The organism is Nitratireductor rhodophyticola (assembly GCF_019891355.1).
GTDB lineage: Bacteria > Pseudomonadota > Alphaproteobacteria > Rhizobiales > Rhizobiaceae > Nitratireductor > Nitratireductor rhodophyticola.
The window spans coordinates 208143-229048 of sequence record NZ_JAHSSF010000002.1 but is presented as its reverse complement, the minus strand read 5'-3'; the positions used below and the strand labels follow the sequence as shown (position 1 = coordinate 229048).

Annotated in this window: 17 protein-coding genes; 6 read left to right on the top strand and 11 right to left on the bottom strand. The window is 62.9% G+C overall.

Features of this window, described 5'->3' with window-relative positions; all coding sequences use genetic code 11:
* Positions 1-60 precede the first annotated feature (60 nt).
* A complete protein-coding gene (locus KUG85_RS06855) occupies positions 61-1020 on the top strand; it encodes a small ribosomal subunit Rsm22 family protein (protein WP_223004652.1) in 960 nt (319 codons plus the stop codon).
* 14 nt (positions 1021-1034) lie between these two features.
* Here KUG85_RS06855 and mutS read toward each other — a convergent pair whose 3' ends face one another.
* A complete protein-coding gene (gene mutS / locus KUG85_RS06850; protein WP_223005212.1) occupies positions 1035-3683 on the bottom strand; it encodes a DNA mismatch repair protein MutS in 2649 nt (882 codons plus the stop codon).
* A gap of 226 nt (positions 3684-3909) precedes the next feature.
* Here mutS and KUG85_RS06845 point away from each other — a divergent pair, with 226 nt between their 5' ends.
* Positions 3910-6195, top strand: a complete 2286-nt coding sequence (locus KUG85_RS06845; RefSeq protein WP_223004651.1) for an NADP-dependent malic enzyme — start codon at positions 3910-3912, stop codon at positions 6193-6195.
* Positions 6196-6269: 74 nt separating this feature from the next.
* On the opposite strand, the gene KUG85_RS06840 is transcribed toward KUG85_RS06845, so the two are convergent.
* The 10 genes from KUG85_RS06840 to sppA form a co-directional block, all read right to left on the bottom strand.
* Entirely contained in the window at positions 6270-7634 is a 1365-nt protein-coding gene (locus KUG85_RS06840) for a hypothetical protein (protein ID WP_090329216.1), read from the bottom strand.
* 208 nt (positions 7635-7842) lie between these two features.
* A complete protein-coding gene (locus KUG85_RS06835; protein ID WP_223004650.1) occupies positions 7843-8718 on the bottom strand; it encodes a GNAT family N-acetyltransferase in 876 nt (291 codons plus the stop codon).
* Positions 8719-8962: 244 nt separating this feature from the next.
* Entirely contained in the window at positions 8963-11251 is a 2289-nt protein-coding gene (locus KUG85_RS06830) for a PAS domain-containing hybrid sensor histidine kinase/response regulator (protein WP_407673649.1), read from the bottom strand.
* Between the two features lie 73 nt (positions 11252-11324).
* Positions 11325-12320 (bottom strand): acrylyl-CoA reductase (NADPH), encoded by a 996-nt coding sequence (gene acuI, locus KUG85_RS06825; RefSeq protein WP_223004648.1) that lies wholly within the window; start codon positions 12318-12320, stop codon positions 11325-11327.
* A 63-nt stretch (positions 12321-12383) separates the two neighbouring features.
* Positions 12384-12881, bottom strand: a complete 498-nt coding sequence (gene lspA / locus KUG85_RS06820) for a signal peptidase II (protein WP_223004647.1) — start codon at positions 12879-12881, stop codon at positions 12384-12386.
* Complete coding sequence (locus tag KUG85_RS06815; RefSeq protein WP_223004646.1) at positions 12878-13738, bottom strand: TrmH family RNA methyltransferase; 861 nt, start codon at positions 13736-13738, stop codon at positions 12878-12880. Before KUG85_RS06815 ends, lspA begins: the two co-directional genes overlap by 4 nt.
* Positions 13735-14763, bottom strand: coding sequence for a class I SAM-dependent rRNA methyltransferase (locus tag KUG85_RS06810; RefSeq protein ID WP_223004645.1), 1029 nt, complete (start codon positions 14761-14763; stop codon positions 13735-13737). The genes KUG85_RS06815 and KUG85_RS06810 overlap by 4 nt, the downstream gene beginning before the upstream one ends.
* 99 nt (positions 14764-14862) lie before the next feature.
* Positions 14863-15189, bottom strand: a complete 327-nt coding sequence (locus KUG85_RS06805) for a lipopolysaccharide assembly protein LapA domain-containing protein (RefSeq protein WP_065817265.1) — start codon at positions 15187-15189, stop codon at positions 14863-14865.
* A gap of 40 nt (positions 15190-15229) precedes the next feature.
* The gene (locus KUG85_RS06800) at positions 15230-15520 is read right to left on the bottom strand and encodes an integration host factor subunit beta (protein WP_007008125.1); all 291 of its coding nucleotides are present in this window, start codon (positions 15518-15520) and stop codon (positions 15230-15232) included.
* Positions 15521-15595: 75 nt separating this feature from the next.
* The gene (gene sppA, locus KUG85_RS06795; protein ID WP_223004644.1) at positions 15596-16558 is read right to left on the bottom strand and encodes a signal peptide peptidase SppA; all 963 of its coding nucleotides are present in this window, start codon (positions 16556-16558) and stop codon (positions 15596-15598) included.
* Between the two features lie 487 nt (positions 16559-17045).
* On the opposite strand from sppA, the gene lptC reads away from it, so the two are divergent.
* The 4 genes from lptC to rpoN all read left to right on the top strand — a co-directional run bounded on the left by lptC (position 17046) and on the right by rpoN (position 20750).
* Positions 17046-17750, top strand: coding sequence for an LPS export ABC transporter periplasmic protein LptC (gene lptC, locus KUG85_RS06790; protein ID WP_065817267.1), 705 nt, complete (start codon positions 17046-17048; stop codon positions 17748-17750).
* Positions 17751-17794: 44 nt separating this feature from the next.
* Complete coding sequence (locus tag KUG85_RS06785) at positions 17795-18352, top strand: LptA/OstA family protein (protein ID WP_065817268.1); 558 nt, start codon at positions 17795-17797, stop codon at positions 18350-18352.
* Positions 18353-18358: 6 nt separating this feature from the next.
* On the top strand, positions 18359-19162 hold the full coding sequence (lptB, locus tag KUG85_RS06780; protein ID WP_007008121.1) for an LPS export ABC transporter ATP-binding protein: 804 nt from the start codon (positions 18359-18361) through the stop codon (positions 19160-19162).
* Between the two features lie 94 nt (positions 19163-19256).
* Positions 19257-20750, top strand: a complete 1494-nt coding sequence (gene rpoN / locus KUG85_RS06775; RefSeq protein WP_223004643.1) for an RNA polymerase factor sigma-54 — start codon at positions 19257-19259, stop codon at positions 20748-20750.
* The last annotated feature ends 156 nt before the right edge of the window (positions 20751-20906 follow it).

Below are 20906 nucleotides of genomic sequence, written 5' to 3'. Positions count from 1 at the left end.
GAGGCTTCGGCCCTGCGGCTATGTCGCATGGGTTTCGCACAGCAAGCACACGGGTTTCAAATGGAGCTTCCCGCCCCTCTGCGCCGGGCAGTCGACGCGTTTCTGGAAGGCACGCCGCTTTCCCAGATACAGGATGCTGCCCAGCGCCTGTCAAAGCGCTACCGCGCCGAAACCCGTGACGGAAGCCTCCACGTGGGCGATGCACTGGCGGCAAAAGCCTATCTGGCAACCCGCCTGCCCGCCACCTACGCCGCCGTGCGCCAGTGCCTAGCGGAGACCGCAGCACGGCGTGAGGATTTTGCGCCATCGCGCATGCTCGATGTGGGCGCCGGCCCGGGCACCGCGCTCTGGGCCGCACATGCACAGTGGCCTCACCTCGGTGCGGCGACGTTGGTCGAAACGAGCACTGCCATGCGCGAGGCGGGAGCAGAGCTGGCAAAATCGCTCGCCATAGACACGAACTGGCATGCTGCCAGTGTGGAAAGCGGGCTTGCGGACATCGCGCCCGCCGACCTCGTGACGCTCTGCTACGTTCTGGACGAGCTTGCTCCGGCGGTACGCGATACGCTGATCGACCGTCTCTGGGCGCTGACCGCCGACACGCTGGTGATTGTGGAGCCGGGTACCCCTGCCGGGTGGCAGCGCATTCTCGCCGCGCGCGACCGGCTGATCGCCCTTGGCGGCCACATTCTCGCCCCCTGCCCGCACCACGCGCCCTGCCCGGTGGCTGCGCCCGACTGGTGCCATTTTTCGCGCCGCGTCGCCCGCTCGCGCCTGCACCGCACCGCCAAGGGCGGCGAGGTGCCATGGGAGGATGAGAAATTCAGCTTTCTGGCGGTTTCACGCCGTGCCCCCGACGACCGCCCCGCCCGCGTGCTCGCCCCACCGAAAACGGCAAGCGGCATGGTGCGCCTGAAACTGTGCACGAGCGACGGCGCGCTGGACGAGCGCCTCGTCACCCGCCGCGAAGGCCCCTCCTTCAAGGCCGCCCGCAAGGCCGACTGGGGCGATGTGCTTTAGGTTGGTAGCGCAGCCTATTTCTCCCCAGCAAGCTGCTTCAGCCGATAAAGCGCCTCCAGCGCCTCGCGCGGCGTCAGATCATCCGGATTGAGCGCCAGCAGTTCCTCGCCGACGCGATCCGGCACTTTCGATGCCTTGGCTTCCTGCTTCGCCGCCACCGAGAAGAGCGGCAGATCGTCGATCAGTTTCGACGCCTTGCCGGAGGTCTCGCCCTCCTCAAGCTGCTGGAGCACCTCGCGCGCGCGCTCCACCACCGCATTCGGCAGACCGGCGAGCCGTGCCACCTGCACACCGTAGGAACGATCAGCCGCGCCGCGTCCCACCTCGTGCAGAAACACCACGTCGCCCTCGAATTCCTTCACCCGCATGGTGACATTGGAGAGCCGTCCGAGCTTTTCGGAAAGCGCGGTCATCTCGTGGAAATGCGTGGCGAAGAGCGCCCGGCAGCGGTTTTGTTCATGCAGATACTCAACCGCCGCCCAGGCGATCGACAGGCCATCGAAGGTCGCCGTACCACGACCAATCTCGTCGAGGATCACCAGCGCACGCGGCCCCGCCTGATTGAGGATCGCCGCGGTCTCCACCATCTCGACCATGAAGGTCGAACGGCCACGCGCCAGATCGTCGGATGCGCCGACACGGCTGAAGAGACGATCCACCACGCCGATGCGGGCAACGGACGCCGGCACGAAGGAGCCCATCTGCGCCATCACCGCGATCAGTGCGTTCTGGCGCAAAAAGGTCGATTTACCGCCCATGTTCGGGCCGGTCAGAAGCCAGATCGCTCCGGCCTGCTCCCCACCTGTCGGCGAGAGATCGCAGTCATTGGCGACGAAAGGCTCGGCCAGTTGCCTGCGCAACGCCTGCTCCACCACCGGATGACGCCCGCCCTCAATGTGAAAGTCGAGACTGTCATCCACCTGCGGGCGGCAGTAGTTTTCCGCTTCCGCCAGCTCGGCAAGTGCTGCCGAAACATCGAGCACCGCTAGCGCATCCGCGGCAGCGCGGATGCGGTCGGCGGCGGACACGGCTTCCGACAGCAGCCGATCGAAGACGCCGAGCTCGATCTGCAGGGCCCGGTCGGCGGCATTGGCGATCTTCGTTTCCAGTTCCGCCAGCTCCGTCGTGGTGAAGCGCATGGCGTTGGCCATGGTCTGACGGTGGATGAAGCGCGCCTTGGCCTCGTCCGTGCCATTCATCACGCCGGCATTGTTGGCCGTCACCTCGATATAGTAACCAAGCACATTGTTGTGCCGGATCTTGAGCGACTTGATGCCCGTCTCCTCGGCAAGCTGCCGCTCCATCCCGGCGATAACCCGGCGCGACTGGTCGCGCAGCGCGCGCATTTCATCGAGCTCGTCATTGTAGCCAGCGCGGATGAAACCGCCGTCTCGCTTCAAGAGCGGAAGCTCATCGGAAAGCGCTCGCGACAGATGGGCAGCAAACTCCATGGGCAATCCGGCAATACCCGACAGCGCCCTGGCGATCTCCGCAGGCGTATCCCTGCCCTGAAGCAGCTCCGCCACGCCATGCGCGGCCTCGAAACCGGAGGCGAGTGCGCCGAGATCGCGCGGGCCGCCACGGTTGAGCGCCAGCCGCGAGAGCGCGCGGGCAATGTCCGGCACACCTTTCAAAAGCCGGCGCACATCTTCGCGCAAACCCGCCTCGGCGAGGAAGAACGAGACCGCATCGAGCCGACCGCCAATCGCTTCCGGATCGGTGAGTGGCGACATGAGCCGCTCGAACAGAAGCCGGCTGCCCGCGCCCGTCACCGTGCGGTCGATGGCCTTGGCAAGGCTGCCCTCGCGGCTGCCCGAAAGCGTGCGGCCAAGCTCCAGATTGGCGCGGGTGGCGGGGTCGATGAAGAGGCTCGCGCCTTCATCGTCGCGTTCGGGGCGGCCAAGCGGCGGACGCTCTGCCTTTTGGGTCTTCTCCACATAGGCGACAGCACCGGAAATGGCGGAAAGCTCGGCGCGGGAATAGCGGCCAAAGCCTTCCAGCGTCGCCACGCCATAAAAGCGCGTCAGGCGCATTTCGGCGGAGGCGGAATCGAACATGTTGGCCGGTTGAGGGTTCGCCACCCGGCCCAGAACATCGAAGGCAGGCCGGAAGGCCTCGTCATAATAGACGGCCTCGGGCACGATCAGCTCGCGCGGGTCGATGCGCAGCACATCGGCCAGAAGCCGGTCGGGCCGCGTCGGCGCGACGCGGAACGCGCCGGTGGAAATGTCGATCCAGGCGAGCGCAAGGCTCTCATCGCCGCCCTTCACCCGGCCAAGCGCCATCAGGTAATTGGCCTCGGATGGATCGAGGAGCTTTTCCTCGGTGATGGTGCCCGGCGTGACCAGCCGGATTACATCGCGCCGCACCACGGATTTGGAGCCGCGCTTCTTCGCCTCGGCAGGATCTTCCATCTGCTCGCAGACGGCCACGCGGTGGCCAAGGCCGATCAGCTTTTGCAGATAATCGTCTGCCGCGTGCACCGGCACGCCGCACATGGGAATGTCGTCGCCCTGGTGCTTGCCGCGCTTGGTGAGTGTGATTCCAAGCGCGCGGCTGGCAATCTCCGCATCCTCGAAGAACAGCTCGTAGAAATCGCCCATGCGGTAAAACAGGAGCGAATCGGGATTGGCCGTCTTGATCTCGATATATTGCGCCATCATGGGCGTTGCCCCGGCGGCGGCCTGCATTGCCTTGTGGCGCATGGGCGTTTCGTCGTTCAAGGAGGGCTCCCCAGCCTTTTGCATTGGCTTTGTACTGGCTTCAAATCAACAGCTTCAATCTGCTTGGCCATTTACTGGGCAAAAGTGTAGCCTTATGCACCCGTCACTGGCAAAACTCCACAGAAAGCATAAGCCAGAGCCCGTCTCCCGGAGGAAACAAGCCAACATGCCCAACGATAAAAAGTCCGAACGTCAGGGACCGTCCGTCAGCCCGCAGGAAGCGCTGGACTTCCACTCATCCGGCAGACCCGGCAAGCTGGAAATCACCCCCACCAAGCCCATGGCGACACAGCGCGATCTCTCGCTCGCCTATTCTCCGGGCGTTGCGGTTCCCGTTCAGGCCATTGCCGAAGACCCGAGCCGCGCCTTCGACTACACGACGCGCGGCAACATGGTGGCCGTCATTTCCAACGGCACGGCGATCCTCGGCCTCGGCAATCTGGGCGCGCTTGCCTCCAAGCCGGTGATGGAGGGCAAATCCGTGCTCTTCAAGCGCTTCGCCGATGTCGATTCCATCGATCTCGAGGTCGACACGGAAGACGCCGACGCCTTCGTCAATTGCGTCAAGCTGCTCGGCCCCTCCTTCGGCGGCATCAATCTGGAAGACATCAAGGCGCCCGAGTGCTTCATCATCGAAAGCCGGCTGCGCGAGCTGATGGACATTCCCGTCTTTCATGACGACCAGCACGGCACGGCCATCATCGCGCTGGCCGGCCTCATCAACGCGCTGCACCTCACCGACCGCGACATCAAGACGACCAAGCTTGTCTGCAATGGCGCGGGGGCTGCCGGCATTGCCTGTATCGAGCTTGCCAAATCGCTTGGCCTTGCGCCGGAAAACGTCTTCCTCTGCGATACGAAGGGCGTGGTCTACAAGGGCCGCGAGGAAGGCATGAACCAGTGGAAATCCGCCCATGCCGTGGAAACCGACAAGCGCACGCTGGCCGAGGCGCTGGAAGGGGCGGATGTGTTTTTCGGCCTTTCGGCCAAGGGGGCGCTTACGCCGGCCATGGTGCAGTCCATGGCGAAAAACCCGATCATCTTCGCCATGGCCAATCCCGATCCGGAGATTACGCCGGAGGAAGTGGCCGAAATCCGCACCGACGCCATCATGGCGACGGGCCGCTCGGACTATCCCAACCAGGTCAACAACGTCCTCGGCTTCCCCTATATCTTCCGAGGTGCGCTCGATGTGCGCGCAACCACCATCAACGACGCGATGAAGGTGGCCGCTGCCGAGGCGCTGGCCGAGCTTGCCCGCAAGGACGTGCCGGACGATGTGGCCGCCGCCTATCAGGGCAACCGCCCGAAATACGGCCCCAACTACATCATTCCCGTGCCGTTCGACCCGCGCCTCATCTCGGCCGTGCCGGTGGCTGTTGCTAAGGCGGCGATGGATTCGGGCGTTGCCCGCCGCCCCATCCTCGACATGCAGAAATACGAAAACGAGCTTTCGGCCCGCCGCGACCCGCTCGCCTCGACGCTCCAGCGCATCTACGACCGGGTGCGCCGCCAGCCCAAACGCGTGGTCTTCGCCGAGGGCGAGGAAGAACAGGTGATGCGCGCTGCCGCCTCCTATGTGAACCAGAAGCTCGGCACCGCCATCCTGCTCGGCCGGGAGGAGCAGATCCGCGAGACGGCGCGGCAGGCGGGCGTCGATCTTTCCAAATCCGGCATCGAGATCATCAATGCGCGGCTTTCGCGCCGCAACAGCATCTATGCCGACTATCTCTATGAGCGCCTGCAGCGGAAGGGCTATCTCTTCCGCGACGCGCAGCGCCTGATCAACAACGACCGCAACCATTTCGCCGCCACCATGGTGGCGCTGGGCGATGCGGATGCGATGGTGAGCGGCGTGACGCGCAACTATTCCACCGTGCTCGACGATGTGCGCCGCGTGATCGACGCGCGCCCCGGCCACCGGGTGATCGGCGTCACGCTGGCGCTGTGCCGCGGGCGCACCGTGCTCGTGGCCGACACGGCGGTGCACGACATGCCCAATTCCGAGGAGCTGGCCGATATTGCCGAGGAGGCCGCAGGGCAGGCCCGCCGCATGGGCTATGAGCCGCGCGTGGCGATGCTCGCCTATTCCACCTTCGGCCACCCGCCGGGCGAACGTTCCGAGCGCGTGCAGGAGGCGGTAAAAATCCTCGACAAGCGCCGGGTCGATTTCGAATATGACGGCGAGATGGCCGCCGATGTGGCGCTGAACCCGGATCTGATGCAGCAATACCCCTTCTGCCGCCTCTCAGGCCCGGCCAACGTGCTGGTCATGCCCGCCTTCCACTCCGCCTCCATCTCCACCAAGATGCTGCAGGAGCTGGGCGGCTCCACCGTCATCGGCCCGCTACTGGTGGGGCTGAACAAGTCTGTTCAGGTCGTTTCGCTCAACGCGAAGGATTCGGATATCGTGAACATGGCGGCGATTGCGGCTTATAATGCGGCGGTGTGATTGGGGGGATGAAGAAGGGGCTTTGTCGCACTGCCGCATCTCATCCTAAGACGGCTTGGGATGAGACCGGAGATTCAGTCGGCAGTTGCCCCCTCTTCTTCCTCAGCTATCCGACCGCCCTCACCGCAGATTCCATCTTCCGTGGCAGAGACTTCTCTTATCCTCGGTGCAGAAGGTTGCCATGCCTTGATGCGTTGGCCCGCGCGTTCGTAGAACTCCGGAACCAGTTTTTCTATATCGACTATAAAGTTCTTCCTCTGCCCAAACCGCCCCGCTAGGTTACGAACGAGACAAACTTCCAAAGTATGCAATTGAGCATTCGTCCTATCCTGAGAAATTATATCCGGATTTTCACGCAAAGTCGCTAAAGCGTGCTGAGTATAAACTCCCGGACCGGTCCAGTGCAGACGAACGAATAAGTCCTCAGGCGCTTCATTATTCAGCTGACGCAACAGCCAGTTCAACCTTGCCGTAGATTTGACCTTGTCAGCTGGAGCGCGCACCTTCATTGAAGCTGTAACTGTTTTCGTTTTCAGGTCGACGCAGAAATCCAAGGCTCCAGCAGCATCTCTTATATCCCAAGAAGTGAGTATGACGCTGTTCTTACTCAATTCCTCAAGATCTGATTTGAGCCGCGCTTGGCTATCATTCCGGTGGACACGTGGAAGACGTGTAGCGACTTGAACCCCGATCTTTCGTGACAGTATCAATGAGAGATCTCGCGCTTCTTGATACCAAGCATCGATGACCTCTTTGGCAAGTGGCGAGCGATGTGAAATCGCACTTCCATTTGCGACCGACTGCACCAATTCAGTCCAAGCGGCCGGCATACTGTCGAAGCCTTTCACACCAGCGCTATCGTGCGTTAGAAAACGAGCCAGTTCTACGAGAACACCTTCCTGGTCCTCATCTGCGACCTCGTCGTTCTGAAGCAAGAGATCAACCTGTGTGAGAATGTGCATCCAAGACCAGTGATAGAGTGCCACCTTAGACACGGCGCGCCTTGAGACTGGCACTGGATGCTCGTTAGGAGCAGGAGTAAATTGATTTGAAATTGTGATGACAGCATCAACATCATTGGCGCGAGCTAACTCCAGATATCGCTCCAGCTGATTTGGGTTGAGCTCCGCATTTCCGACCTTTGCTTCGACCAAGGCCTTCCATTCACGACGTCCGACTTTGAGAACGATCAACCCATCCGGCCTATCGCCTTTGGTCTTCTCATCCTTCTTGAAACACACTTCAGTGTAGCAAATGACCCGAGCCCGCGAACCCGCGCGCTGCCCGACGGTGGAGAGCATCGCGCGCCCGAACTCTTGGACATGCGCCAAACATGCCAGCACAACCGAAGTCGTCCTTCCTTCTTTAGAAGTATCTGAAAGAACGGGGAATAATCGTGCCTTCTCGCCCTTTGTGAGATATTCTGGAATGGAATTCATAAATTCTCCCCCTAGGTCACCCATCGCAATACTGCTGTGAGGGAGTAAAAATCGCAAGCGCCTTAGCGAAACGCGCTTCTTGATATTTTAAGGGGCAGCCCAAGAATGCGAAGACTGCCTCAACGCTCGGCAAGGCAGCCTTTGCAAAAGTAAAGCGCGAATAATAGTTCTCAAAATATTATTATCCGGCAAAAAGCCAATCCGAAACTCAAGCCGCAAAACGCTGCGCTTCGGCCCCGTAATAATTGATATATCGGTCCGAGATCGCCTCCACCGGCAGCACGACGAACACATCCGTGGTGCCGAAATCATGGTCGATGACGCAGCCATCGCCAAAGCGGGCGCCGAGGCGCAGATAGCCTTTGACGAGGGGTGGCATGGCGGCGAGCGCCGGGCGGGTCTGGATCGCTTCCTTCGGCATCAGGTCGAGCGGGGCATAGCGGCTGGCGACGGCGCGCACATGCCATTCCGCCTCCACCTGGCAGAAATGCCCGAGGAAGGAGAGCGCTTCCGCATGGGCGGCCGGCACCACGCCGGGGAAGGAGGCGCAGCCCATCATCACGTCGATGCGCTTCTTGCGGCAATAGGCCCAGATGCCCTGCCACAGAAGCTCGATCGTGCGCTTGGTGCGGTAGGGCGGCAGAACGCAGGAGCGGCCAAGCTCCAGAAAGCGGCGGCCCTGGTGACGGGCCATCAGCGTTTCGATGGCGAATTCGTCTGCGGAATAGAATTTTCCGGCCCGGCGCGCGCCCTCCGGCGTCAAAAGCCGGTAGGTGCCGACAATGCGGTCCACATCCTCGCCCGGGAGCGAAGTGTCGAACACCAGAAGATGGTCGCACACGGCATCGAACGCATCGGCGTCGCGGTCGGCACTCAGCGCGCCGAGCGGCGCTTTCGCGCCCATCTCGTCATAGAAAACCCGGAAGCGGATGGTCTGTGCGGCGGCGATCTCCTCCTCGTTGCGCGCAAGGCGCACTTCGAGCGAGCCGATGCGGCCCAGAAGCGCGTCATCGGCATCGCTCACGAGCGGCGGCCTTGCAGCCTGATCATCGAGAGAGGTGGGATTCAGCGTGATGCCCTGCATTGCTGTTGCTCCTCCGCTTGGCGTTGAAGCTGGAATAGTGATCGCTTGCGACAGAACTATGACACTATCGTCACACCGCGTGAGCGGCAAGCCGGCATGGAGCCCTCGCTCCGGCGGCAGCCGCCTTCTGCGACACCCGGCCCTGCCTCTCAATGGGTCCCGGGTCAAGCCCGGGATGACGCGGTGGTGCGGGGAGAAGGAGGCCGTCACAGCGGGCGCCAGGCCGGTATGTCCCACCCTGTTCTCAGGCAGTGACCTGCAGCTCCAGCGCGGCCAGAAGTTCGTCCGGGTCGAGCGGCTTGGTGACAAAGCCGTTGGCGCCATGGGCAAGCACGCCGCTGCGCGTCTCCTCCTGCCCGTCGGCGGTGAGAACGAGGATGGGCAGAGGTGCCAGCCCTGTTTCCTCCTCGTGCCGGCGGATGGCGTTGATGGCGTCGAGCCCGTCCATCACCGGCATGTGCAGGTCCATCAGCACCGCGTCGAAGCGTGTGCCCGGCGCGCTCACCGCCTCCACCGCCTCGCGCCCGTTGGAGACGAGCGTGACCCGATGCCCCGCGCGAGACAGTGTGGCGCGCGCCAGCATGGCGTTGATCTCGTTGTCCTCGGCCACGAGGATGTTGAGCCCGCCCGCGCGCCGCCCCATGGTCCCGGCGTCATGTGTGCGATCATGCGTTTCCGCAGCCGGCCAGGTGGCCTCGCCCTTGCTGCCCAAAAGCTGGCGCAGCAGCGTCCTGCCCCGCACAGGCCGCGCGAGAAACGCGCCATAGCCGCTGGCGCGGAACGCGGGAAGCCGCCCGCGCTCCGATGGCGTGATCAGCGTCAGCGCGCGGTCTCCGCCAACGCCCAGCGCGTGCAGACGGGTGATGAGCGCGCCATCGTCGCTTTCAAGCGAGGCGTCGACCAGCACCGTGTTGAACGGCCGACCGCTCTCTTCGGCGAGCCTTGCCGCGTCCTCCGCAGTGGCGGCGATGGCCGCGCGCCCGCCATGCACACGCACGGTCATGGCGATGGTTTCGGCCTCCTGCGCGAAGGGCGAAAGAATGACGGCGTTGACCTCTTCAAGCACGGGTTCGACGCGGCCCGCCTCTTCCGCCTCCGCGTCCAGCGGCAGGAGCACGGCAAATTCCGAGCCCTCGCCCGGCGTGCTCGCCACGCTGATTGCGCCATTCATCGCGTCGACAATGCGCTTGGTGATGGCAAGGCCGAGCCCCGCGCCGCCATGGCGGCGGGTGGAGCTGCCGTCCACCTGTTCGAAATCCTTGAAAATGCGGTTGATGTCGTCCTTTTCGAGCCCGGGGCCGGAATCGGAAACGGAAATCCGCAGCGCCGGCGCACCATTCTTCTCGGCGCGCGAAACCGCGACCGTCACCCCGCCCTCGTCGGTGAATTTCAGCGCGTTGCCGAGCAGGTTGATCAGCACCTGGCGAAGCCGACCCGGATCCGCCGTGATGGTTTCGGGCACATCCGGCGCGATGTAGCAGCCAAGGCCGATGTTCTTTGCAAAAGCGCGGGCAGACAGAAGCTCGACCACGTTTTCCACGAGCTCGTTCACCGGAAGCAACTGGGGCTCCAGTTCCAGCCGCCCCGCCTCGATCTTGGAATAGTCGAGCAGGTCCTCGATCAGCGCCACAAGCGCGCTCGCCGAAGTGGATACCGCGCCCACATAGGTGCGCTGCTCGGGCGTCAGTTCCGTGTCGGCCAGAAGCGTCGCCATGCCCATAATGCCGTTCATCGGCGTGCGGATTTCATGGCTCACCGTGGCGAGGAAGCTCGATTTCGCGCGGCTTGCCTGTTCGGCGCGTTCGCGCGCGTTGATCAGCGCCGTCTCGGCCCGCTTGCGGGCGGTGATATCGCGCGCAATGGCGCGGTGCGACACCGAATCCGCGCTGTCGTCGCGCACCGAGTGCTCGATCCATGAATACCAGCGCACCCCGCCACGCGTGTGGATCGCCACATCGGTGGAGCTCAGGCATTCGCCATCGGTGAAGGCGGCATCCGGCACGAGGCCGATGTCGATGCCGAGCTGGCTCAGCGTGCGGCCCACCAGGGTGGAAGGGTCGCGGCCCAGAAGGTCTGCAAACACGCGGTTCACATAGACGATGCGGCCGCTGCGGTCGCGGTGGACGATCAGGTCACCCAGCGCATCCACCAACCCGTGAAAGCGCTCCTCGCTTTCGCGCAGCTCCCACATGCGGTCGGCCAGTTCTTCGAGCTCGCCGCGATTGACCGCTTCGGATTCGGCCAGAACCGATGCCATGCGTCGATCCACCATGGACGCGCGAAGGGCGAGCGCCAGCGCAACACCACCCAGTGCCAGAAGCGCCATGCTGACAAGCGGCGAGGCACCGGTCAGATGACTCAGCCCCGCAATCAGCAGAATCGCCAGGCCGATAGCCAATTCGCCATGATGCGTCGGCACGGGAAGCCGCACCGGCGCGAGCGCCGGTGGCCTGATGCGTATCCTCTTGCGCGGCTGCCGCTCCCGGGGGAGCGTTTTTGCCGGCTTCGGGTCGCCTTTGTTTTTCCCCGCCATTGTCATGGCGAGAACAATAGGCGGCGGGCATTACGGAAGCTTTTGGCTGGCCGTTCGAATTTTAGCGAATGGCTTAACCGGGCATCTCCACAACCACGCGTCCGCGCACCCGGCCCTCGATGATGTCCGTTGCAGCCGAAATCACGTCGCTGAACGGCACGACGCTTGCGATCGCGCCGAGCTTCTTGTGGTCGAGTTCTTTGGCAATGCGCTGCCAGGCCTCCATGCGCAGTTCCTTCGGCGCCATGACGGAATCAACGCCCAATAGCGAGACGCCGCGCAGGATGAACGGCGCGACACTGGCCGGCAGGTCCATGCCCTGCGCCAGCCCGCAGGCCGCCACCGCGCCGCCATAGGAGGTCATGGAAAGCGCATTGGCAAGCGTGTGGCTGCCCACCGCGTCGATGCCGCCGGCCCAGCGTTCCTTGCCGAGCGGACGGGCGGGACCGGAAAGCTCCTCCCGGTCGATGATTTCGGCAGCGCCCAACTCCTTCAGATAATCGGCTTCGGATGCGCGTCCGGTGGAGGCGATCACGTGATGCCCCTGCCCGGCCAGGAGAGCGATGGCGACAGAGCCGACACCGCCGGCAGCCCCCGTCACCACCACCGGCCCACGCTCCGGCGTAATGCCGTGGCGCTCCAGCGCCATCACACAGAGCATGGCTGTGTAACCGGCTGTGCCCACCGCCATCGCATCTTTCGCGCTCATTCCGTCCGGCAGCGGCACCAGCCAGTCGCCGTTGACCCGCGCACGTTCGGCATAGGCGCCATAATGCGTCTCGCCCACGCCCCAGCCATTGAGAATAACCTTATCGCCCTCTTTCCAGCCGGTATGGGAAGATTTCGTCACCGTGCCGGCGAAATCGATGCCCGGTACGAGCGGAAAGCGCCGCACCACAGGGGCCTTGCCGGTGATGGCGAGCCCGTCCTTGTAGTTGACGGTGGTCGCCTCCACGGCAACGGTAACGTCGCCCTCCATCAGATCGTCTTCGGAAAGCTCCGTCCATTCGACCGATTGCTTCTTGTCCTCGTCGCGCGAAATCAGAACCGCTTGAAACGTGTCCGCCATCACTCACTCCGGCTGGTTACGGTCATCGATGATGGCAGACTTTGCGGCGCAGCGGGCGCGAGGTCAATCCGCGTGCGTCTGGCCGCCCGTGCGGCCGCGCCGCCAGTCGAGAAACTCGTCGAGGATGACAAGCCCCGCGCCGACGGTGATGAACACATCGGCCAGATTGAAGATCGCAAACGACCAGACCGGCGTGTGGAAATAGATGTAGTCGGTGACGAAACCGTTGGTGAGCCGGTCGATGAGATTGCCGAACGCCCCGCCCAGAATGAGCGCGAAGCCGAGCCGTGCCCATGTTTGCGCGGCCCCCGTGCGCAGTGCGAGATACCCGATGAACAGGATCACGCCTGCCATCACGAGGCTGAGTGCCGTGTCGCTCATGCCGGAAAACATGGAGAAGGCAATGCCGGTGTTGCGTGAATGCAGAAGCGAGAGGAACGGCAGAAGCTCGATCCGCTCATGCAGTGGCATCATCGTCTCGACCAGTTCCTTCACCACCTGGTCTGCGACCGTGAAGAGCACGATCAGCAGCGCGTAGAACCCGATGGCGCGCGCGCTCATGCGTCGGCCCTTTCTTCAAGCGGCAGCGCCTCGCGCCGGATTTCATAAAGCATCACCCCCGTTGCCACGGCGAGATTGAGCGAATCCGCCCGCCCTGCCTGCGGGATGCGCACGAGCGTGTCGCAGCTTTCGGCAAGCCGGTCCGGCAGGCCCTGCTGCTCATTGCCCATCAGGAGCAGGACCGGCCCCTTCTTGTAATCGACGGCGCGATAATCGACCGAGCCCTTCAGATGCGTGCCCACAACCCGGCCGGCAAAACCTTTCCGCCAGGCGAGAAACGCCTCTTCGCCCGTGCGCACGATGGGCACGGCGAATATGGAGCCCATCGTGGCCCGGACCGTCTCGAAGGAGAACGGGTCGGTGCAGTCGCCCACGAGGATGACGCCCTTTGCCCCCACCGCGTCCACGGTGCGCAGAACGGTGCCCAGATTGCCGGGATCGCGGACCCGGTCGAGCGCCACCCAGACGTCGCCATCGGCGGGCTTTACGGTTTCAAGCTTGGCCGTCTTCTGCTCGAAGACGCCGACAACCATCTGCGGATTGTCACGCTTGGTGATGGTCGAGAGCACCTTTTCGCTGACGATAAGAACAAGACCGCCGGATGCCACGGTGCGCGCGGCCAGCCGCTCCACCGCCTCATTGCCGCGCCCCGCCTTGGCATAGAGCAGCGTGCGGATCGTCCAGCCGGCATCGAAAGCGTCGATCACCAGCTTCTGTCCCTCGGCGATGAAGGCGTGTTCGCGGTCGCGATACTTCTTCTGCGCCAGCGCGCGAATGTCCTTGATGATCGGATTGGTGAGGCTGGTGACTTCCTTCACCTGACCCGGCCTGCGCCGCTCGTTGTCATGTCCGCTCATGATGCCACCCAGCGCGAAAACAGCGAGGTGGACAGGGCGCGGCCTGCCGACTTCTCGCGAATGATCAGTTCACCCGATTCCACCCGGCCACCATCGCCGGCAAATGTGTCGCGCATCAGGGCGTGGATGGCGAAGAAGGACGCGCGGATGGAATAGGCCGTCAGCACCACTGCCAGCGGCTTGGGTGTCAGGATCGAGCGGCAGAGATCGGCCAGATAGGGCAGATCCTCGAACAGCTGCCACACCTCGCCCTTGGGCCCGCGCCCATAGGCCGGCGGGTCGAACAGAACGATGTCATAAGCATTGCCGCGCCGCGCCTCGCGCTCGGCAAATTTGACGGCGTCCTCACAGATCCAGCGGATCGGCTTGTTGCCAAGGCCGGCCATTTCCTGGTTCTCGCGCGCCCAGCCGATCGCCTTCTTGGAAGCGTCCACATGGGTCACTTCCGCGCCGGCACGGGCCGCAACCAGCGAGGCAAGCCCCGTATAGCCGAACAGGTTCAGCACTTTCACCGGGCGGCGCGCCTCGCGCACCAGTGTTTCCATGTGCGACCAGTGGGTCGCCTGCTCGGGAAACACGCCAACATGGCGAAACGAGGTGAACCGTCCAAGATAGTCGATCCCGTCATGGCGCATTGGCCATGTCTCGCCGAGCGGCTCCCTGGGGAAGCGCCAGCGGCCCATACCTTCTTCGTCCGTATCGCCGGTAAAGATGGCATCCGCCCTGTTCCATTCCGCCGGGCCAAGCGCAGGTTGCCAGATCGCCTGCCCCTCAGGCCGCACGATGCGGTAGGGGCCGTACTGTTCGAGCTTCTGCCCTCCGCCGGAATCGAGCAGGGCATAGTCTTCATTCGGCAGCACTTCGAGAATGACGGGCAGGCGCTCATCCGGCAGGGCACCGCTGCGCCGCGGCGGCGCGGGGCGCGCGCTCGGCTCGGGCTGGCGCTGCGGCTTTTCACGCGGAGCTGTCTGTTTCTTCAGGCTGCGCCGGTCATCGTTCCGGCGTTTGGCGCGCGCAGGCTTCAATCGGGTCTCCGACACTGGGCAACTATGCCCGCGCTTCTGCCACAGCCGCGCCCCGCAGGCAACAAAGCGTCAGCGAAGCTCGCGCCTGCCCGGCAGGTTTCAGGAAGGGGAATGTTTGATCTGCGGCGCATTGCTGGCGGCAGCCGCCGGGGCCTGACGCAGCTTGTCGACCTCTTTCCTGCGTTCCCGCGCGTCGCGGCGGTAGCGCCCCTGGCGGAACCAGGTGGCGAGGCTGCCCACCACCATTCCAAGTGCCACGGAGGCAAAAAGATAGGCGAACAGCGGCCAATGGACGGTCAGGGCGGGATTGCCGGGATTGAACGGGTCGATGGTGAAAGGCACCAGAGCGCGGTTGGCTACGGCCAGCGCAATGATGATCACTGCCAACGGCACGAGAACAAGTACGAGAATGATGCGGTTGGCCATTTCAACCCACTGTTAATCTGGAAGACGCTTCAGGGAAGACTTACCGGTCCTTCTCCGCGTTCAGGCGTTCGCGCAGTTCCTTGCCGGTCTTGAAGAAGGGAACCCACTTTTCCTCGACCTCAACAGACTCGCCGGTGCGCGGGTTGCGCCCCGTGCGCGCCGGGCGGTTTTTCACCGAAAACGCTCCGAAACCTCTTAATTCCACGCGGTTTCCTTCCGCGAGCGCGTCGGAAATTTCCTCGAAGATCGCGTTGACGATGTTTTCCACGTCACGGAGATAGAGATGCGGATTGCGATTGGCAATCGTCTGCACGAGCTCTGATTTGATCATGGGTTCTTTTCCGCCGCTGAGTTGCCCTGTTTGTCGCCGGTTGTCTCTGACACAAAGATGATTTTGTTTGCTTTTTTAGTCAGTCAACCTTCTCATTTCAGGTTGCCAGACCGATAGCAGACCGTCAAGGAAGATGCGGTCGGCGCCAAGCTCACGCAGGATGTCGGCACCGCCTTGCGGCACGCCCAGAAACCGCGAGGCGATCTCGGGCAGGAAAAGGCTGCTCGCCGTTTCGCGCTTCTTCCATTCGACCACGTCGAGATCGTCGCTGAGCCCTTTAGAGACCAGCCATTCCTTTGCTTCACGCTCCCCGCCGAGCCCGTCCACCAGCTTGTTCTCAAGCGCCTGACGACCGGTGAAAACCGAACCGTCGGCGAGCTTCAGGACCTGGTCGCGCGAAAGCGGACGGCGTTCAGTCACGAGGTCGACGAACCAGTCATAGCTGTCGAGGATCATGGCGCGGATCATGGCACGCGCCTCGTCGCTGGTCGGCTTGAACGGCGAAGGCTCTGCCTTGAGCGGCGAGGATTTGATCTCTTCCAGCTTCACGCCAAGCTTGTCCATCAGCCCGCTGACGTCGGGATACTGGAACAGGACGCCGATGGAGCCAACGATAGAGGATTGCCGCGCGACGATGTGATCGGTGGCGCTGGCGATCATGTAACCGGCCGAGGCTGCAAGCGTGCCCACCTGAGCCGTCACCGGCTTCTCGCTGGCCAGGCGACGCACCTCTTCGTAGATCGCCTCGCCCCCGGCTGTGGTGCCGCCGGGCGAGTCGATCGTCAGGATCACGCCTTTCACCGATGGGGCTTCACGAATACGCTCAAGCCGCTCGAGCAGTTCGTCATCTTCGAAGATCGTGCCGGAAATCTTGACCTGCGCGATATGGTTCGCGGAAACGTCCACCGCGCTTCCCATGATCTGCCGTGTCGCGAACGCAATCGCCAGCACGATGACGGCAAAGGCCACGATCCGCCAGAATGTCAGCTTGCGCCGCAATCGCCGACGGTCGATGAGTTCATCCGCTCGAATGGACATGACAGCCTCGCTTTCACCGGAAAATTCGGTCCAAACCAAGCGCCTTTTAGTGCAAAGGCCAGTTCGGAGCCACCGCCTTTGTGCAAGATTCTGCAACAAGCGCGCATCATGGACACAAAAGCTGGAAAAATTGCGCTTAAATCATTGTCGTTAATCCAAAAATAGCCATATTGGGGTGAAAGTGAGAAGCGAGGGGCAAGTTTAGGACTTGGAGTTTTCCGGCCACGCAGTATTGGCTAGAGCATCGGACCGAAAAGTGGAATCCGGTTTTTGGATTATTCCGATGCTCCATCAATTGTTTAGATCGTCCTTTGCGCGTCTGGATGGACGCACGGAGATCTAGAGAGGGGTCGGCGACGGTGTTCCGCCGACATACGGATGGTACGTTCCCAATCGGAACGATGCTGGCTGTATCCGGGAAGGGCCACGCCCAGGCGGCCGAGTGACCGACTTGAGTAACCGGCTGCGGAACACGCGGAAAAATATGATGAGCAATCCTGTCAACAGCGGCGCCGGTACGGCGAAGAGCGGGCGCGGCGAGGCAATCCGCAGCAGCGAACGCGGTGTGGAAGCCTTTGAGCAGGCATCACGCCATTCGCAGCGCGTGCGACTTCTCAAACGCGTTCTCCCCGCGGCGGCGCTTGTCATCACCGTCGTGTTTGCCGGATATTCCTACATCTTCTCGGGCACGCACGGCGCCATAGATCTGGCGAGCGCGTCGATCGAGGGCGGTTCGCTGGTCATGTCCAGCCCGGAGCTGAACGGTTTCACCAATGACGATCGCCCTTACAAGATGACCGCCGAGCGCGCGCGTCAGAAGCTGGGCGGCGAGGATGTCATCGAGCTTGAGGGCATTCGCGCCCATGTGCCGGTCGACGCCGACAATTTCGCCACGATCCAGGCAAGCGACGGCATCTACGATCGCGGCAACAACCGTCTGGACATCACCAGCAAGATTTCGCTACGCACCACTTCCGGCATTGTTGCGACCCTCGATTCCGCCGAAATCGACATCGAAAAGAGCAGCCTCGCCTCCTCGAAGCCCGTGGAAATCGAGCTTGACGGAACGAAGATTGCAGCCGATTCCTTCGCGGCGGAAGACGGCGGCAAAGTGTTTGTATTCGATAAACGCGTTCGCGTTACAATCGACCCGTCGCGGCTTCGCGACACAGCGTCGGCAACGGGAAACTGAACCACGGTCACCGGCGCGATGGCCAGGCAATGGAGAGGAACACAATGCGCATCGGAAGCTTTTCAAGGCTCGCCTCTGGCGTGCTCCTTCTGGCGGGATTGTCTTCTGCCGCTTTTGCGCAGGATTCCCAGAGCCGCCTGACGGGCCTCCAGCTTTCCGGCGACAAGCCCATCCAGATCGAGAGTGAACGCCTCGAGGTGCGCGAGAGCGAGAACGTCGCGGTCTTCTCCGGCAATGTTTCCGTCGTGCAGGGGCCAACCCTGCTCAAGGCCGGGCGCATGAAGGTCTACTATCTGAAGGATGGCGGTTCGGCCGCCACCGGAAGCGCGAATATCGACCGGCTCGAAGTGGACGGCAATGTCTACGTGAAATCTGAGAACCAGGTCGCCACCGGCGACAGCGCCACGTTCGACATGGCGACCGAGGTGCTCGTCCTGTCCGGCAAGGAGGTTGTCCTGTCGGAGGGCGAGAACGTCATCGTCGGCTGCCGTCTCACCGTGCAGATGAAGAATGGTCAGGCAAAGCTCGATGGCTGCAAGGGCGGCAGTTCGGGCGGCCGCGTGAAGATGCTCCTCACCCCCGGCTCCCAGAACAGGCAGTAATCCGCGTTGATTTCCAAGTTGCGTAAGAAGCGGGCGGCGAAAGAGCCCGCCGCAGAGAATCCGGCGAGCGGCAAGCTGCCCAATTACAAGGGCACGCTTATCGCGCGCGGCCTGACCAAGGCTTACAAGGGCCGCCAGGTCGTCAGCGGGGTTTCCATCGGTGTGCGCGCGGGCGAGGCCGTGGGTCTGCTCGGCCCCAACGGCGCCGGCAAGACCACCTGCTTCTACATGGTCACGGGTCTCGTTCCCGTGGATCAGGGCACGATCCATATCGACGGGCACGACGTGACCGGAATGCCCATGTATCGCCGCGCGCGGCTCGGCATCGGCTACCTGCCGCAGGAGGCCTCCATCTTCCGCGGCCTGACCGTCGAGCAGAACATCCGCGCCATCCTCGAAGTGGTCGAGCCAAGCCGCAAGGAACGCGACAAAAACCTCGATGCGCTGCTTGAGGAATTCAACATCGGCCATCTGCGCAAATCGCCCTCGGTTGCGCTTTCGGGTGGTGAACGGCGACGGCTGGAAATCGCCCGCGCGCTCGCCAGCCGACCCAACTTCATGCTGCTCGACGAGCCGTTCGCCGGCATCGACCCCATCGCCGTGACCGATATTCAGCAGCTCGTGCGCCATCTCACCGCGCGCGGCATCGGCGTTCTGATCACCGATCACAATGTGCGCGAGACGCTGGGATTGATCGACCGGGCCTATATCATTCATGCCGGCCAGGTGCTCACGCACGGACGTCCCAACGACATTGTCGGCAATGCCGATGTGCGCCGTCTTTATCTCGGCGAAGGTTTCACCCTTTAGCCATCTGCCTCTTTCAGCTTGACAAGCAAAAGTCGGGCCAATTGAATCCGGTTTTCTCCCGGCACCCCTGCCGGGCGCAATCGGGGCTCATGTGATGGTGCTTGCGCCAAAACTCCATCTGCGTCAGACGCAATCGCTCGTCATGACGCCGCAGCTGCTGCAGTCGATCAAGCTGCTGCAGATGACGCATCTGGAGCTTGAGCACTTCCTCGACGCCGAGATCGAGCGCAATCCGTTGCTGGAACGCGGCGAAGACAATGCCGAGGAACGCGCCGAAACCTGGCAAAACGACCCAGAACCACGCGAGAACACCGCAGAATCCATATCGGACAGGCTCGATTCCTCGCTGGAAAACCTGTTTCCCGACGATCCGGGCACGCAGGAGCGCATCAGTTCCGATCTTTCGGCACAGTGGAAATCGGCCGGCGGCAATGGGCTTCAGGGCGGCAGCGGGACGGCCTTCGACCTGGAAAGCACAACGGCCGCCATCCCAACCCTGCGCGACCACGTCAACGGCCAGATAGCCCTGGCCTTCACCGATCCGGCGCAGTTGCTCATCGCCCATGAACTCGCCGATGGTCTGGACGAGGCGGGCTATCTCAGCCTTGACACCGGAGAACTTGCGCAACGCGTCGGCGCGGCCCGCGAAGCCATCAATACCGTCCTCTCCTCCTGCCAGACCTTCGATCCGCCCGGCATCTTTGCGCGCGATCTGGCCGAGTGCCTCGCCCTGCAGCTGATCGCACAGGATCGCTACGATCCGGCGATGAAGGCGATGGTGGAGAACCTGGAACTTCTGGCCAAACGCGACTTCCGTACCCTTGGCCGCCTGTGCGGCGTCGATGCGGAAGACCTCGCAGACATGCTGTCGGAAATTCGCGCGCTCGATCCCAAGCCCGGCATGGCATTCTCGGGCGGCACCGCAGACCCGGTCGTGCCCGACATCGTCGTCAGGGCGGCAAGCGACGGGAGCTGGGCGGTGGAACTCAATCCCGAGACCCTGCCACGCGTTCTCGTCAACGAGCCATACTACGCGCAGGTCTCCAGCCAGGCCCGCGAAGGGGAGCGCCAGTTCCTGAGCGAATGCCTGCAAAGCGCCAACTGGCTCGCCCGCAGCCTCGACCAGCGGGCAAAGACCATCCTCAAGGTTGCATCCGAGATCGTGCGCCAGCAGGACGCATTTCTGGTTCATGGCGTCAGCCATCTGCGGCCGCTCAATCTGCGCACCGTGGCAGAAGCCATCGGGATGCATGAATCGACCGTCAGTCGCGTAACCGTCAACAAATACATGATGACACCGCGCGGAACCTTCGAGCTGCGGTATTTCTTCACATCGGCGCTTGGCTCCGCGTCCGGCGGCGACGCGCATTCCTCGGAATCCGTGCGCGATCGCATTCGCGCCCTCATCGATGCCGAGAAACCATCGGCCGTGCTTTCCGACGACACCCTTGTGGATATGCTGCGCGAAGAGGGCATCGACATCGCCCGCCGCACCGTGGCCAAGTACCGGGAAGCGCTCAATATTCCCTCTTCGGTGCAGCGCCGCCGCGAGAAGAAGATGCTCGCGGCGGCAGGCACGCGCGCCTGATTGCGCGCGGGGTTGAATTGACAAGGGCGGCGGAAGCCACTAGAAGCCCGCCCGCATGGACTACCAGGCCTTGAGAGCCTTCGACTTTTTGTCCGCAGTGCCAGCAACCGAAGAAGGGATACGCGGCCGACTTACATCACAATCCGCCGCGGCACC

Bases quoted from the DNA above. Each gene is read 5' to 3' on its own strand.
- KUG85_RS06830 (WP_407673649.1), bottom strand. From the start codon at position 11,251: ATGGCGGGGAAAAACAAAGGCGACCCGAAGCCGGCAAAAACGCTCCCC.
- mutS (WP_223005212.1), bottom strand. From the start codon at position 3,683: ATGATGGCGCAATATATCGAGATCAAGACGGCCAATCCCGATTCGCTC.
- KUG85_RS06800 (WP_007008125.1), bottom strand. From the start codon at position 15,520: ATGATCAAATCAGAGCTCGTGCAGACGATTGCCAATCGCAATCCGCAT.
- rpoN (WP_223004643.1), top strand. From the start codon at position 19,257: ATGGTGCTTGCGCCAAAACTCCATCTGCGTCAGACGCAATCGCTCGTC.
- KUG85_RS06835 (WP_223004650.1), bottom strand. From the start codon at position 8,718: ATGCAGGGCATCACGCTGAATCCCACCTCTCTCGATGATCAGGCTGCA.
- KUG85_RS06840 (WP_090329216.1), bottom strand. From the start codon at position 7,634: ATGAATTCCATTCCAGAATATCTCACAAAGGGCGAGAAGGCACGATTA.
- KUG85_RS06855 (WP_223004652.1), top strand. From the start codon at position 61: ATGGAGCTTCCCGCCCCTCTGCGCCGGGCAGTCGACGCGTTTCTGGAA.
- KUG85_RS06845 (WP_223004651.1), top strand. From the start codon at position 3,910: ATGCCCAACGATAAAAAGTCCGAACGTCAGGGACCGTCCGTCAGCCCG.
- sppA (WP_223004644.1), bottom strand. From the start codon at position 16,558: ATGTCCATTCGAGCGGATGAACTCATCGACCGTCGGCGATTGCGGCGC.
- lspA (WP_223004647.1), bottom strand. From the start codon at position 12,881: ATGAGCGCGCGCGCCATCGGGTTCTACGCGCTGCTGATCGTGCTCTTC.
- KUG85_RS06785 (WP_065817268.1), top strand. From the start codon at position 17,795: ATGCGCATCGGAAGCTTTTCAAGGCTCGCCTCTGGCGTGCTCCTTCTG.
- lptC (WP_065817267.1), top strand. From the start codon at position 17,046: ATGAGCAATCCTGTCAACAGCGGCGCCGGTACGGCGAAGAGCGGGCGC.
- acuI (WP_223004648.1), bottom strand. From the start codon at position 12,320: ATGGCGGACACGTTTCAAGCGGTTCTGATTTCGCGCGACGAGGACAAG.
- KUG85_RS06815 (WP_223004646.1), bottom strand. From the start codon at position 13,738: ATGAGCGGACATGACAACGAGCGGCGCAGGCCGGGTCAGGTGAAGGAA.
- KUG85_RS06805 (WP_065817265.1), bottom strand. From the start codon at position 15,189: ATGGCCAACCGCATCATTCTCGTACTTGTTCTCGTGCCGTTGGCAGTG.